The sequence below is a fragment of the Vibrio pomeroyi genome (assembly GCF_024347595.1).
GTDB classification, from domain to species: Bacteria; Pseudomonadota; Gammaproteobacteria; order Enterobacterales; family Vibrionaceae; genus Vibrio; species Vibrio pomeroyi.
Window position 1 is genome coordinate 912,336 of the sequence record NZ_AP025507.1, and the last position, 14,110, is coordinate 926,445.

Sequence of the window (14,110 nt, forward strand, 5' to 3'; positions counted from 1 at the left end):
TCCTAGTGGGCGCGATTTATGAATGATAAGGTTGAGCAATTGATTGGGGTTGTTATGTTCGTAATATTTATAATTTTTGTTTTGCTGCCAATCGTGTTGGGTACTGTTGAGCACTATAAAAGTGTAGATAATCGAACAAAATTAATCGAAAAGATATCAAAAACAGTAAGATTGATATCCGAAATACCTAATCGTTCTCTGGCAGAGAATATGATGAGCTGGCTTTATATCTCAGTCATTTTGAATGTTACGATTATACTAGCCAGCGGGGTTTTCGATGTTGATGTGAAAAACCTTTTGGCTATAAGTCAAATGTTTATGTTTCCAAGCGTAACTGCCATTTGCATTATAAATTATAGGCTATGGCCTATTATCCAGAATAATAAGGGCTTCTTTAAATGGTTTGGAGGAGCTCTAGCAATGTTTGCGATGTTTTCTGCATCCTTGGTAGCAGATCAAGTGATTGAGCGGAGTACCTCATTTGATGCGAGTCTCTTTGGTAATACAAGGACACTTATTGCAATTTATTTGTTACCGCTAATATGGGGCATGATGTTAGCGCTCCTAATATTACTATTTAACTTTCTGACAGTAATTCTATTCATGGCTCGCTTCTTTATTATGGTAAATTACTCCACGAAAACGGATGATATAAAACATGGTGAAAGCGTTGCGACTAAAAAGTTTGTTCATACGGGGGTGTTATGTTCCGCGCTGTACTTAATGGCTTTGCTAGTACCAAGCCTGTTTTATCATAACTTTGGTAGTGCTCAGTACGTAGGAAATAGTGACAATATCTTAGTGTTTTCAGCGTACAACGTTGGATCTGAAAGATGTGAAAATGTTACAGGTGAAACAAAGTCGATTCGAGTATTCCCTACAGGGCAAATGTCTGTTGCAGAGCTTGTTGATGGTAAGATGACGTTCCAGGAAGGTATTTGTAAAAGGCCACAGTATCTAGATTAAATTATAGATAATTGTTGTTTTAATTCTTTCTGTTGCTCGGGAGGGAGAGCTCTAACCATTTCAAAAGCTAACTGAGAAGTCGTTTTGGCCGAAGGGCTAAGAGTATGGCTGAAGGTTAGGTTCATCACGAAAGAATGGCCGCATTCGGGGTCACTACAACTACAATATAAATCGCTATAACCCGCTGAAATACGGTTTGATTTTTGTATGCGGGCTTTCTCGCCACACTCTGGACAAACAACTCTCATATGACACCGTGAATCTATCGAAATGATAGGCTCATTGTACTAAATTATGGTGCGGATTTATACAGTTTTAGCCACTTAAACAAACCTTAGGATAGCTTGAAAACAATAGTTATTACCTGCATAGAGAGGGGGTAATCGCGAACTTTTTACCAAAGAATGGCATGTATCCTACTGGAGTTCCGGTACATTCTTGTAGCCCTGCCTCTTTATATCTCGACTCATAAATATAAGGTGTGGCAAGTGTTAATAGAATAGCTAAAGCAGCAAACCCTAAACTAGAAAGCGGCAATCTTGCACTGTACCTATCTTCCCACCGCTCTTCTGTTATCACATAGCATATACCCAAGATGAGCATTATTAGCATCATTACGCCCATAGGAATAACTGCGAGGTCAAATCGAGAATATACCTCAACATCACCAATAGGTTGCCTTAATTCAATGATATTGTTCCATCCCATATAAAATGAAGCGGTTGTCATAATAGCAAAAAGCAGTGTACCTGCAGCTATCTTGTATATTCTTTTGATTTTTTCTAATGCAGGTTTTAGCTTCATAATGGTTTCAAAATTAATTCATTTAGTGATGTTTTTATAAAGTGTCGGATTTCTGCCTCGACTACTTCTTTTCCTGTTTCCAGAGCCCCTTCTACAAGCATTTCGGCAAGATCTAAGAAGCTATTATAGGCGTCTTTTTGTAGCTCTTTCCCTTTCTCAACAGCTTCTTGTTGTGCTTTTTCTAGTAATTCTATCACTTTAGCAGTAATGCCATAGTGGTTATCCAATTCATTTAATACCATTGACGTTAATAATCCTGCAGCTACTACTACTACTAAATGTGCTGCAACGAAAGATGTTAGAGCCATTGCTGTAGCACCAAATGCAGCAGAGACAATCGAAGATATTCCTATTTTAACTAAATCTGTCGCCAGAGAACCGATGAGGTCAGTCAAAAACACTTCATCATTAAGTGCGTAGTCTAATATCCGATATCCAGCAGCGACATAAATAGTTAGAACGGTTCCAGATTTTATAGAGTGGGATAAGCCATACTTGCCAATACCTAGCTGTACAATCTTTGGATTATCGAGTCTGTAGTATGATGCTGTTAAAATACGCCTTAAGCCTGAATGACCAGTTAGTTTGATCATTTCATTGCCAATTTTGTTCAATTCAGTAGCCATTTTCATACCAAAAGTGGCTTTTAATCCAAGTTTTGTTGCTCTTAGGCCATGGAGGTTAAATTGGGCAATAACCATTGAAGTCGATACAACATCTTTACCATTGACCCCGTAATTAATCATAACTTGACTGCCAGTTGAGGTTGTCATGGACTTCCAAGTATCTTTAGTATCCATCCAACCCCAACTTTGTAGGACTCTAAACGCCTCTTCTAAAGTTAAAAGCATAACTTCAGTGTGATTATTTTGTAATTGCGTCCTTAGCGCGTCATCAGGTAGTACCTTCGTATTGATGTATTCCCCCTCAATAAAATTATAAGGAGGCCAATACATATTTTCAGGGGCAATGTTTGCAGTTTGAGTCGGCGCATTTTGTTGTGCTGCTGCTTGCATGTACCCAGATTTTTTTAAGGGTGGTAAAAAGCCTTGCCCCATCCCTGGTGTAATACGAGATGCTTTGACTTCGTTCTGGTAAGCCATAGAAGTCTTTGGGAAAAATGTGTTTTCATCAGCATTAGAATTAAGTACTGATGTATTATTTAGCTCTGCTTCGTGGGCCATTGAGCCTTCTGGGAAAATACTTTTCTTATCACTCATTGTTCGGTCACCTAATTTTATCTGCTAGGAATTCTAAGAGAAACAGAAAGAAAATCAGACTAAATGAATAGTGATTTTTACTAAATTATTGCGGGTGTGCAGAACCTCACACCTCTCGCGTACAGATGATAGAGAGAATAATTATATATTCAAAAAGCGGAATTTCTTTGTCTAGTCGAATAAGGTTGATCTAATGAGTCAAATTAAAGTTTTTTATCAGTATAGAGAAGGCGGTACTGAACTTGTGAATCATGAAAGTGATCTAAAATTTCATCGTGAAGCTTGTGAAACTATCGACACCTACCCTTGGGCAAAAGAATTGGAATTGTTTGAAGAGCTAGGTGAAGGCGGCGGTTTCTATTTCATCTTAGGCGACATGGATGGCAAGTATGCATCATATCAATTTTCACCAGTCGAAAATGACAGAGGCTTGTTGGGTTTGGAAGTCGTTTCTAATCCTGGCTTTATTGGAATCTTTGGTCGTAAATCTGTTTCGGTAGATTTTAAGCTTGTTTCGATATCAGAGGCTAAACACCATATCAAAGAATTGTTTGAATACTCTATTGATTCATTGTACAAAAAATATAGAAAGTAAAATTCACTTAGTATCAAGTTTGGCCACCGCTTAAGGTGGCTTTTTTACTCCTGTCACACAGCTTCACCTAAAACACAACTAGCCCACGGAAAACGCACTCCTCCTCACCACCTGAAGCGTTTTCGATCTCATTTTTTCGCAATTCTATTTCAGTGAAATTCTGTCGCTGCTATGGAAGGCTAACAAGCCGCTAGCCCTTTAGGAACAACGGGGCTTGCTGCAAGTTAGCAGCGCTCCAAATAGCTTACAGAGCGCCTAACAAAATTGCGAAGAGTGCAAAAAATTGCAAGGAATTGAAATTATGACGATCAGTGTTGATCTGGTTGGTTGTGTTAAGTGTTTGAAATGCAATGGTTTTGGTGTTTTAGGTCGGTTTTTTAATGATCGTTTGTGTTTTGTGACGATCATTTGAGTTGTTTCTCAGCCCTTATGGAGAAAAGGCTGAGCGAAAATTACAATGAAAAACGCAATTGCAAAAAATATCCTATTACTTAGGCCGCGACATTGTCTAAATTGAAGGTTAAATGGAGGTGTTTGGGTACTTCTGGGTCGCTGTTAACTGCATCCATGAACATTTCGCAAGCGGGTATCACTTCGTTTTTACAGTAAACGTAATCAAATTTAATCGGGTCACCACGAGTACCACCGTTTGGAATAATTGCGGCCAGTTCGACAGGGAAGCGATGACCAGTGATCACCTCTTGTGCGGTGACGTTCTTAATTTTCTCGTACTCATCTTTTGTTGCAATGTCGCCAACGGGCATCAACTGAATCCCTTTCTCATTGCCGTTTGGAATGTTGATGAACATCGAGCGGAAGTTCCCCACACCACGGCTTGAAGCCATCTTCTGCTTTAGATCTTCCTCATAGTCTTTACTCAAGTTTGGGTCAGTCGCATAGAAGATAAATCCCATGTGCAAACTGTTCTTATAGTAACGGCGCCGGAACGTGGTGGAGTCTTGGCTAAGCAAAGCGGACTGAACACAACCAAGGTAATCCGGTCCTCCGTAGACTTGCTGAACTGGGTCGTATTGTTTGATGAATATAACGTCTTCTTTCTTGTAACTCTTTTGCTTGTCATTCCGTTCTAGGAAAGCAAAGTCACCGTATTTACGTTTACGTAAATACATAGTAGGGATAGGCCATAGCCCAATGACTTTACCAAAGTAGTTACGAAGCTTAAGCAGGGCAGTGTCACGAAATTCTAACGAGTCATGTACGGCTGATTGCATTTGCTGCTTCTGCATTCCACCTTGGGTGTAACGGCCCGCAATCATGTTACGGCGAGCCATTAAGATAGAACCGTGATAAGCGTTAGCCCGAGTCAGTTTATTTAAGCCTGCTCTATCGAGTGGCGGTTCCCAGTAGTTTCCGTCTTCGTTGTAGTAAAGCTCGTTGTATTCATAGTTGGTGCAATCACGGTCCATGATTTCTGGCTCACCAAAGCTAAACATCAAGCTTTCACCATTAGCGGATTCTTTCGTGATTATTTCTGTTGTCTGTTCAGTGGCTTTGTTGCGTAATTCAATGGAACTAAATCCAGAACCGACGATCTGATCAGCTACGTTCAGTCCCTCTCGTAGCCCTTTGCATAAGCCTCATTACAAAACAATTAACTGGAAGCAATACAACCAATCACTCATTAACCGAAGGTCTCTGATCTTTTGGATGGAGAAAGAGCCGCTTTTTAGCGGCTCTTTATGTTTGGGATTTTAACCGTCATTTCGAAAAGTGTTAACTTTCAGCTATCTTCTACTTCGCATAATTCGAAGGAAACAGTGCTCGTTTCGCTTCTTCATCACGTTCGGTTTTAAATTCAACATCTTTACCGGTTTCACGGGCACGTAGTGCGGGTGGGCGAGTGTTGATTGCGTTAAACCAACGCTTCAAGTTCGGGTAAGGTTCTAGGCCTTCTTCACCAAGTACTACTGGTGCTTTATCAATCCAACCCCATGCAGCGACATCGACAATCGTGTACTCATTTCCGACGATAAACTCGCGACCTTCCATATGCTTTTCTAGCACTTCGTAATGACGTTGTGCTTCACGTAGGTAACGGTTCACAGCGTAGTCTAGACCTGCTGGTGCTGCATGACGGAAGTGTACCGATTGACCAGAGTATGGACCAAGGCCACTCGCGATAAACATCATCCAAGAGAGTAGTTCGGCTCTGTCTTCTGGCTGCCCACCTAGCTTGCCCGTTTTCTCTGATAGGTACAGAAGGATAGCGTTAGAATCGAAAACGCGTTGTCCTTCGTCTTCAATGGCTGGCGTTTTTCCGTTCGGGTTTATTAAGCGATATTCCGGTGTGTGTTGTTCGCCTTTTAAGGTATCGACAGGAACAAGTTCAAAATCTAGGCCTGTCTCTTCTAGAAACAGAGCGATCTTCATTGGGTTTGGTGTTTGGTGAAAATAGAACTTAAGCATGGGGTAACTCCTTGTATTGGTAATTCATTAAATCATCACTTGAACGATCGTTCAATAATTGATTTTGAATTATTTGAAATATCTTCTGACTCGCATTCCAAATCTATGTGTTGAAGACCTCTTTATTTGAGCGAGGGGTAACATCGTGCGATTCAGTGTGTTGGATTTTAAGTTGTTGAAAAAAAGCTTAAAGTGGCTTTTTTGATTCGTTGTTTTATGCGGAGTTTGGCTTTGTGATTGGCGGTTTTGGGCGGGATAGGGCGTATGAAATCGGCAGTCAGATATACCAACAAAAACGTTGAACACTGGTTCAAACCAGAATTATCTGGATACGCAGGCTTATTGGTAAGCTCAAAATCGTGATCTGCTGCCACACCTTATGCAACAAATGAATATAAACGTTAGAGATTAAGGTGTGCTTCACGGTTTTTTAATCTTAGGGACTTACATTGGTGAGCAAATCTGATGTGAACACTTAACGACACAGGATCTTTCCATGAAAAAGAACATTATCGCCCTCGCTCTTGGTGGCATGCTCGCTTTTGGCGCAACTCCATTTTCTTTTGCTGCTAACGATGGCGCAGTACAGGCTTCTGCGGATTACGCGCAGTTGGTGACTAAGCGACAAGTTGTCGACCAATTACTTCTTGATGCGTTGCAGGCGTTTAAGTCTCCGGCAAGAATTTCTCACGCGGGCTTTACGGCAAAAATGCCAAGCAACATGGAAATTGTGACTAACCGATTGTTAGAAGCGTACCAGCTGGAACCTTACCGTACCGATTTGCTTATCTCAGCTGCGAACGCTCAGATCTACAACAAGAATGCAGAACGCGCGATTGAGTTGTTTGAGCAAGCGCTAACGGTTGCACCAGACGATGTTGATCTTCACGCTTATCTTGCGGTTTGGCAGAGATTTGAAGGCAATGAAAATGAATCCAATAAGCACATGGAGAAACTGGAGAGCCTGAATAAAGGCAAAGCAGAAGACATCAAACGCATTTTTGCTACGGTCTACCGAGTATTAGAAACACCGCTTAAAGAGTCTGCTGACAAAGGCTTGCTCGATGATCATGGCGCGATCGTTACATTGGGTTATGCGCTTAACCCGGACGGCTCAATGCATCAGATCTTGATTGAGCGTCTTGAGACAACATTAGCGATGGCTAAAGCGAACCCAGACGCGATGATCGTGTTAACGGGTGGTGTGCCGAAGAACCATAAGACTGAAGGCAAGTTAATGGCGGATTGGCTTATCGAGAAAGGGGTAAGCAAAGATCGCATCATCGAAGAGAACTATGCGACCAGCACGGTAGGCAATGCCTTATTCAGTAGTTACGCGTTAGCTCGTCATGACATTAAGCACGCGACTATTATCAGCTCGGCAAGCCATGTTCGTCGTGGTCAAACTCTATTTGAAATCGCTAGCTGGCAAACCGGCCCTCAGGGCATCACCTTTGATACGGTTTCTTACCCAGATAAGCCACTCGCAGATCTTAAGAAGGCGAGTGATGGCGAGTTACTAGGTATCTACCGTGATGCTCTTAGAACGTATGGGATGTGGAGCTACCGCTCTTACCCATTAGAGTCTCGCTAGGCTTAGCGTTACTTCACAGTAGGCAAAGTATAAGTTGCTAGTACAATCGAGCACAGCTAGATGGTATGCTGTGCTCCTACTTAATTTAGTGTTTCAAAGGCAAAAAAATGAACCCGATTTTAGCAATGTTGAAAGAGAACAATATTAGCGACGAGCAGATCAGCGAGCTATTCAAAACGTTGACCGAGAATCCTCTTGCAGCAATGGCGACGATCAGCCAACTTGGTTTACCACAAGATAAACTTCAAATGCTGATGGGTCAGGTAATGCAAAACCCTGCGCTAATCAAAGAAGCAGTTGAAGAGCTTGGCCTAGATTTTTCTAAGGTTGAAGCCGCTAAAGAGCAACTTCAAAAATAAGAGAGTTTGAATGAGCTGATATCGTCTTAGCTTAATCAAAATTCAATGAAAAGGTCGTTTAAGTTCAGCAATAGGCTGTCTTGACGGCCTTTTTTGATCTTGGTGGTAGTTTGGGGCTTTGGTTGAGTTGCTTTCAATTATCTTATCTGACTCCATACATACCGACTATTTCAACACAATTGACAGCAATCTTGCCAAACACGTGCGACTATTGACAATTTACTTACTAGACTTAATTAACCTATGTGCGACCTGATATGTGCACCTTGATGAACAGAGTTTTTGGATGGAGATATCCCTAAATAATAGGGGTAACCGATTTTGGTATAAGCGCTGTTCTTCTATGAGCCACATTAAGGAAAAAGAATAAGAGGGCAACAAACTAAGCCCTTTATTGAGCAGTGATTTATAGGAAATGAGTTATGAAGTATTTAAAGGAAACCGCTTTAGCGAGCCTTGTGCTGGCTGGGCTTGTCGGTTGTGGTGGTGATTCAGGATCATCAAGCAGCACGACACCCATTACCTTGAGCGTGAGTGATGCGCCCGTCGATGGTGTTAAAGATGTGACGGTGACATTCAGCAAGGTGGCTTTACTTCCTCAACAAGGAGGTTCACCACTAGTATATGACGTGTATAAAACGGATGAAAACGGCGACTACGTTGATGAGAACGGCGATCTATTACCTGATGGCGCAGATCCTATTCCGTTAAGTGTGAATTTATTGGATTACCAAGGCAGCGATGTGCTCCCTTTGATTGAAAATGAGGTAGTTCCAGTAGGTAGCTATAAGTTGTGTGTGTTTGCTCATGATGGCGATCACCCAACAGATCCATCTTACGTGATAGAAAATGATGATACGAATCGTGAGTTAACGGTGAAAGGTAATGGCGCGTGCCCGCAAGGTGTGGGTAAAGAAGATAACGCTGGCGTACTGTACTTTAATGATTCATTTAATGTGAACCAACAAAGCAACGATTTTGTTGTCGAGTTCGATCTTCGACGTGGCCTAAAGAACAGTTCGACTTTCCCTGATTACACCATTCAAAGAACGTCTGTGAGCCTTATCAATACGGTTGAGACAGGAAACATTGAAGGTACTGTAGCGACCACAACTTTCGAAGCTTGTAATCCTACAGACGATAACACGTTCGTTCAGTCGGTTTATCTGTATGAAGGCGATGTCGACAAAGCTGACATGGCACCAATCGGCGGCAGTGATGAAGTGAAACCGATCACTTCAGCATCAGTGACAATGAATCAAGCACAGACAAACTATGAGTTCTCTCTGGGCTTCATTGACCCAGGTACTTACTCATTGGGTTATACCTGTACTGCGCAGCATGACAGTGATGAAGACAATGCTGCGCCATTAGCCGCAGGCTTCGCAATATACGAAGCTCAAAATGGCGTGCAAGTCACCGTGGGTCAGGACAGCCAAGTATCATTCTAATCTTGGTGTGAATTACGCTTTTTAATAAAAACGGCCTCTCATTTGGAGGCCGTTTTTGATCATGTTGCCTAGCTAGCATGAATTTGATGAGCATTGAGTGTGACTCTAGGGGAGTGATAATGTAGCGTTGTCTCTATTACTTTAACCTAGCGAAATGTACTCTGGCGTTGCTCATGAAATCTAGCTTAAGCATTCGATCTTACACCAAGCAATTTAATACTCATGCTCATGATGGTTACCATCAACTGGTGTTGCCCATTCAAGGGAGTATAAGCATTGAAATGGTAGGGTATGTTGGCAAGGTTTCTGTCGGTGAATGTGTGGTGATTCCGGTAACCACAGCGCATGCGTTTAAAGCTGATGAAGCGGCACGGTTTATTGTCGCGGATATGACGGAGTTACCGAAGCACTTGTTAGAGCATGAGCTCTCAGTTTTCACGATAACGCCACCTTTAATGAGCTTCTTGTTGTTTGTTGAAAAGCAGTTGGAATATCAAGTCGACAGTGGCATTGAGTCATCCATCTTGGATGTGTTTTCACTGCTATTAGAGCAACAAGAAGTGAGTAAAAGTATCGACCCTCGTATTCGTGCGGTACAAAGGCTCATTGCGGATAATTACGCCCAACCTCTCTCTATTTCTCAGCTTGCAGAAACGGCATGTTTGAGCCCCACTCAATTTAAGAAACGCTTTAAAGAGTGCATTGGAATCAGTGCGCTTAAATACATCACTCGCTATCGTATGGAAAAAGCCCAAGCCTTGCTAAGCCATACCGATTTACCCGTTCAATTGGTCGCAGAAAATGTAGGTTATAGCGACTTGTCTGCATTCAGTCGACGCTTCTCTCAGCACTTTGGCATGTCTCCAAGGGCGTTTTTAGGTTCGATGAAAGAGAGTCTTCCAAAACAATAATAGCGTCCTTTTGGCAAACTCAACTTAGTATATGTTCACTATTATCTATTTCAGAAATGAAAATAAACTAGGTAATAGCAATGAATCTTGCCATCAATCGCGTTAACGAATTCCAAACGGGCACTTTAGCCATCGTGTTTGCTTCTGTTTTATGGGGCACGACAGGCACAGCCGCAAGCTTTGCGCCTGATCTCAGTCCATTAGCGATTGGTGCGTTTTCAATGGGCGTTGGTGGCTTACTGCAAGCGGGCTTAGCGTTTCGAAAGATCTTATCTTCACTTGATAAGCTTTTGCTCAACAAAAAGCTGTTAGCAGCGAGTGTACTGGCTTTAGCGATCTATCCTTTGGCTTTCTATTCTTCGATGAAGTTATCGGGTGTTGCAATGGGAACGGTGGTGTCGATAGCTACCGCGCCTTTCTTTTCTGCACTTTTAGAGTGTCTTATTAGCAAAAAGAATAATATCAACAAACGTTGGTTAACGAGCTTTGCCATTGGCGTGGTTGGTATTGGGTTACTGGTGTTTTCAGAATCATCATCGATGAGTGAATCTGGCGACGACCTGAAGCTTTTGGGCATTGGGTTGGGGTTGGTTGCTGGGTTGTGTTACGCCATTTATTCGTGGGCGACAAAAGCTCTGATAGACGAAGGCATTAAGTCTCAAGCGGCGATGGGCAGCATATTTGGATTGGGAGCGATGTTGTTACTGCCAACGCTGTGGTTTACAGGGGATAACCTGTTCGCATCGAATACCAATATATTGGTGGTGAGTTACTTGGTGTTACTTCCTCAATGTTTGGGGTATATCGCTTTCAGTTTTGGGCTACGCCACGTCACAGCGAGTAGCGCCAACTTGATTACTTTACTTGAGCCAGTTGTTGCCGCCGTATTGGCCGTGTGTATTGTGGGGGAGCTTATTCCATTGGTTGGATGGCTAGGTATGTTCTTGATAGTGATGTGTTTATTCATCCAATCTCAACCGACTAAAAAGCCGTTATAAGTATTTGTTAAAGCAAGATTAGTTGAATTAAATTCATGCGTGATTCTTATAATTGAATAAAATGAGTATCTCAGTTGCGAGAGTGCTGTTACTATCGTTATCAATAGTCGGGGGGCATATACCTTAGTTGGTGTTTGCTGAGATCGTTATTCGAGACCCGTTGAACCTGATTCAGTTAACACTGGCGTAGGGAACTATGATTACTTTGCCTACGTGGTTCAACAATGATCTCTCATTGCTTTCACCTCCACACTCTCTTTGCGGCCAAAGTTCGGTTCTCTTACGTCTTTTAGACAGTAGGAGCGACCATGACACAGCATTCCAATTCTCAAGTATCACCTAGCAGCACTCAAACACCAGAAAACCAATCTTCTTCGATCAATACTCCTATTGTTTTGACCATTGCGGGTTCTGACAGTGGCGGCGGCGCGGGCATTCAAGCTGATATTAAAGCCATGTCTGCAACGGGTAGTTTCGCTTGTTCGGTGATTACCGCGATTACATCTCAGAATACCCAAGGCGTGTCAGCAATTTTCCCAATCCCGCTTGAGCATGTCGCTAGCCAGCTAGATGCAGTGTTTACCGATTTGAATATCGTGGCGGTAAAAGTCGGCATGTTGGCGGATTCTCAAATCATCAAAGTCGTCGCGGACAAAATCAAACAATACCAACCTAAACACCTAGTGATCGACCCGGTAATGGTCGCGACAAGTGGCGACCTTCTTTTAGAAAACTCGGCGATCACCACGCTAAAACAAGAACTGATTCCACTCGCAGATATCATTACCCCTAACTTGCCTGAAGGCGCTGCACTTACGGGTAAAGCCGTGCCTGAGAGCGAAGCGGAAATGCAGGATATGATTGAAGACCTGCGCGCTTTAGGTGCTAAAGCAGTCCTGCTTAAAGGTGGTCACTTGGAGAAGGATGAAAATAGTAACGACTTACTTATTCTGCCAACCACATCTGCTCTGATTAGCGCGAAGCGTTTTCCTACCAAAAACACCCATGGCACGGGTTGTACGCTCTCTTCTGCTATCGCTTCTTTCTTGGCTCAAGGCAACACGCTTCCAGAGGCTGTCGACCTAGGTAAACAATACATTTCGCGCGCGATTGCGCATGCTGACGAGTTGAAAGTCGGTCAAGGTCATGGCCCGGTAAATCACTTCTTCGTTGGGCACGGTAATGTCCGTTAATACAATTGGCGTTCAACTCAGCAATGCGACTCTGCGTTACCGAGATAGCGAGCATGCGACCTTATCGGGTTTGTCACTGAGCTTGAGTGCAGGTAAGTGGACTGTGCTACTTGGTCGCAGTGGCTGCGGGAAAACCACGATATTACGATACCTAGCGGGTTTACTCGATGACAAAGTTGAGTGGCAGGGCACATTGGCAACGTCTGATGAACTGCCTCTCACCGATCGCATCGCATACATGGCGCAACAAGACTTACTACTGCCGTGGTTGTCGGTTATCGACAATGTGTGTCTGAGCCATCGCTTTCAAGATTCTGCAGATAAGCATCAAAGCCAAGCATCCAATAAACAAGCTCAAACTACCCAAGCGTTAGAGTTGCTGACTTCGGTTGGTTTGGCCGATTACGCAGATGCTATGCCGGATCAGTTGTCTGGTGGTATGCGCCAGCGTGTTGCTTTGGCTCGAACCTTAATGCAAGACAAGCCAGTCGTGCTGATGGACGAACCTTTCTCTGCGCTGGATGCGGTAACAAGACACAAGTTACAGACGTTAGCGTGTGAACTGTTAAGAGATAAAACCGTTGTGTTGATCACCCATGATCCACAAGAAGCAGTGCGTTTAGCGGATAACTTGTATGTGTTGCAAGGAACGCCTGCGAGTGCTCACTCTTTATCTGTGCCTCACACGTCGACGCCACGCGTGTTAGATGGGGAATGTGCCGAGTTGCAACAAGCCATCTTAGATCAGTTGGAGCGTGATTATGAATGATCTAACGCGAAGTGAAGCTGTGGCTGGTTCAACTAACGCACAGGCTAGTACAACACATCCTCGTCAGATGAATCCCGTTATGCGCTTGGTCATCAGCAGTGCTGTGATTCTTGGTTTATGGCAAATGGTGGTGGTTATCTTCGAGATGCCAAGCTTCATTCTGCCAGCTCCCGCTGAAGTCTTCCTTAAGCTGATTGAACGCTACGATGTGTTACTCAAACACACTTGGGTGACCGCGCAAGAGATCTTACTTGGGCTATTGCTGGGCTTGTCTATGGGGCTGTTTTTTGCCTTGCAGATGTTGATGTTTGACCCACTGAAACGTTGGCTATTGCCTATCTTGATTGCTAGCCAAGCGATTCCTGTATTTGCGATTGCGCCTGTACTGATGCTGTGGCTTGGCTATGGCATCGCTTCAAAAGTGGTGATGGCGGCAATCATTATCTTCTTCCCTGTGACTACCTGTTGCTACGACGGCCTGCGAAATACTCCGACGGGTTATCTTGATCTCGCAAAGACGATGGGCGCATCGAAATGGCAATTGCTTCGTCACATCCAACTGCCTGCTGCACTGCCAACATTAGCGTCCGGCATTCGTGTTGCTGTGGTTATTGCTCCAATTGGCGCGGTTGTTGGTGAGTGGGTGGGTTCGAGTGAAGGGCTAGGTTACTTAATGCTGCAAGCCAACGCGCGCATGATCATTGATGAGATGTTTGCGGCCTTGTTTATCTTGGCGGTGCTTTCTATCTCGCTTTACTTCATCACAGACAAATTACTCAAAAAAGCTATCCCTTGGGAGAACCAGTGATGGCTAGCTCAATAA

15 protein-coding genes, 1 pseudogene and 1 riboswitch are annotated in these 14,110 nt (G+C 43.3%); of the genes and pseudogenes, 11 read left to right on the forward strand and 5 right to left on the reverse strand.

The window, feature by feature from the left end; genetic code table 11:
- The first annotated feature begins 18 nt into the window (after positions 1–18).
- On the forward strand, positions 19–966 hold the full coding sequence (locus tag OCV12_RS20140; protein WP_261887048.1) for a hypothetical protein: 948 nt from the start codon (positions 19–21) through the stop codon (positions 964–966).
- Here OCV12_RS20140 and OCV12_RS20145 read toward each other — a convergent pair.
- From OCV12_RS20145 to OCV12_RS20155, 3 genes are all read right to left on the reverse strand, one after another.
- Positions 963–1,214, reverse strand: coding sequence for an ogr/Delta-like zinc finger family protein (locus tag OCV12_RS20145; RefSeq protein ID WP_261887049.1), 252 nt, complete (start codon positions 1,212–1,214; stop codon positions 963–965). The genes OCV12_RS20140 and OCV12_RS20145 overlap by 4 nt on opposite strands.
- A 112-nt stretch (positions 1,215–1,326) precedes the next feature.
- Positions 1,327–1,770 (reverse strand): DUF2079 domain-containing protein, encoded by a 444-nt coding sequence (locus OCV12_RS20150; protein ID WP_261887050.1) that lies wholly within the window; start codon positions 1,768–1,770, stop codon positions 1,327–1,329.
- The gene (locus tag OCV12_RS20155; RefSeq protein WP_261887051.1) at positions 1,767–2,990 is read right to left on the reverse strand and encodes a hypothetical protein; all 1,224 of its coding nucleotides are present in this window, start codon (positions 2,988–2,990) and stop codon (positions 1,767–1,769) included. The genes OCV12_RS20150 and OCV12_RS20155 overlap by 4 nt, the downstream gene beginning before the upstream one ends.
- A gap of 193 nt (positions 2,991–3,183) precedes the next feature.
- On the opposite strand from OCV12_RS20155, the gene OCV12_RS20160 reads away from it, so the two are divergent.
- Positions 3,184–3,585, forward strand: coding sequence for a hypothetical protein (locus OCV12_RS20160; RefSeq protein ID WP_261887052.1), 402 nt, complete (start codon positions 3,184–3,186; stop codon positions 3,583–3,585).
- Between the two features lie 491 nt (positions 3,586–4,076).
- Here the strand turns inward: OCV12_RS20160 and OCV12_RS20165 are convergent, their stop codons facing one another.
- Positions 4,077–5,039 (reverse strand): phage portal protein, encoded by a 963-nt coding sequence (locus OCV12_RS20165; RefSeq protein ID WP_261887053.1) that lies wholly within the window; start codon positions 5,037–5,039, stop codon positions 4,077–4,079.
- Between the two features lie 133 nt (positions 5,040–5,172).
- On the opposite strand from OCV12_RS20165, the pseudogene OCV12_RS20170 reads away from it, so the two are divergent.
- Positions 5,173–5,271 (forward strand): annotated as a pseudogene (locus OCV12_RS20170) (IS5/IS1182 family transposase); the annotation flags it as partial.
- A 66-nt stretch (positions 5,272–5,337) separates the two neighbouring features.
- Here OCV12_RS20170 and OCV12_RS20175 read toward each other — a convergent pair.
- On the reverse strand, positions 5,338–6,012 hold the full coding sequence (locus OCV12_RS20175) for a glutathione S-transferase family protein (RefSeq protein WP_261887054.1): 675 nt from the start codon (positions 6,010–6,012) through the stop codon (positions 5,338–5,340).
- 496 nt (positions 6,013–6,508) lie between these two features.
- Between OCV12_RS20175 and OCV12_RS20180 the strand changes: the two genes are divergently transcribed.
- The 8 genes from OCV12_RS20180 (at position 6,509) to OCV12_RS20215 (ending at position 14,095) form a co-directional block, all read left to right on the forward strand.
- Positions 6,509–7,606 (forward strand): ElyC/SanA/YdcF family protein, encoded by a 1,098-nt coding sequence (locus tag OCV12_RS20180; RefSeq protein ID WP_261887055.1) that lies wholly within the window; start codon positions 6,509–6,511, stop codon positions 7,604–7,606.
- A 107-nt stretch (positions 7,607–7,713) separates the two neighbouring features.
- Complete coding sequence (locus OCV12_RS20185; RefSeq protein ID WP_004731647.1) at positions 7,714–7,965, forward strand: DUF2999 family protein; 252 nt, start codon at positions 7,714–7,716, stop codon at positions 7,963–7,965.
- 422 nt (positions 7,966–8,387) lie between these two features.
- Positions 8,388–9,416: a DUF4382 domain-containing protein gene (locus OCV12_RS20190; RefSeq protein WP_261887056.1), complete on the forward strand. Its 1,029-nt coding sequence runs from the start codon at positions 8,388–8,390 to the stop codon at positions 9,414–9,416.
- A 173-nt stretch (positions 9,417–9,589) separates the two neighbouring features.
- Entirely contained in the window at positions 9,590–10,327 is a 738-nt protein-coding gene (locus OCV12_RS20195) for a helix-turn-helix domain-containing protein (protein ID WP_261887057.1), read from the forward strand.
- An 80-nt stretch (positions 10,328–10,407) separates the two neighbouring features.
- Positions 10,408–11,325, forward strand: coding sequence for a DMT family transporter (locus OCV12_RS20200; protein ID WP_261887058.1), 918 nt, complete (start codon positions 10,408–10,410; stop codon positions 11,323–11,325).
- Positions 11,326–11,423: 98 nt separating this feature from the next.
- Positions 11,424–11,535: riboswitch (TPP riboswitch) on the forward strand.
- 98 nt (positions 11,536–11,633) lie between these two features.
- Positions 11,634–12,518, forward strand: a complete 885-nt coding sequence (gene thiD, locus OCV12_RS20205) for a bifunctional hydroxymethylpyrimidine kinase/phosphomethylpyrimidine kinase (RefSeq protein WP_261887059.1) — start codon at positions 11,634–11,636, stop codon at positions 12,516–12,518.
- Complete coding sequence (locus OCV12_RS20210) at positions 12,508–13,287, forward strand: ABC transporter ATP-binding protein (protein ID WP_261887060.1); 780 nt, start codon at positions 12,508–12,510, stop codon at positions 13,285–13,287. The genes thiD and OCV12_RS20210 overlap by 11 nt, the downstream gene beginning before the upstream one ends.
- Positions 13,280–14,095: an ABC transporter permease gene (locus OCV12_RS20215; RefSeq protein WP_261887061.1), complete on the forward strand. Its 816-nt coding sequence runs from the start codon at positions 13,280–13,282 to the stop codon at positions 14,093–14,095. Before OCV12_RS20210 ends, OCV12_RS20215 begins: the two co-directional genes overlap by 8 nt.
- Positions 14,096–14,110 lie beyond the last annotated feature (15 nt).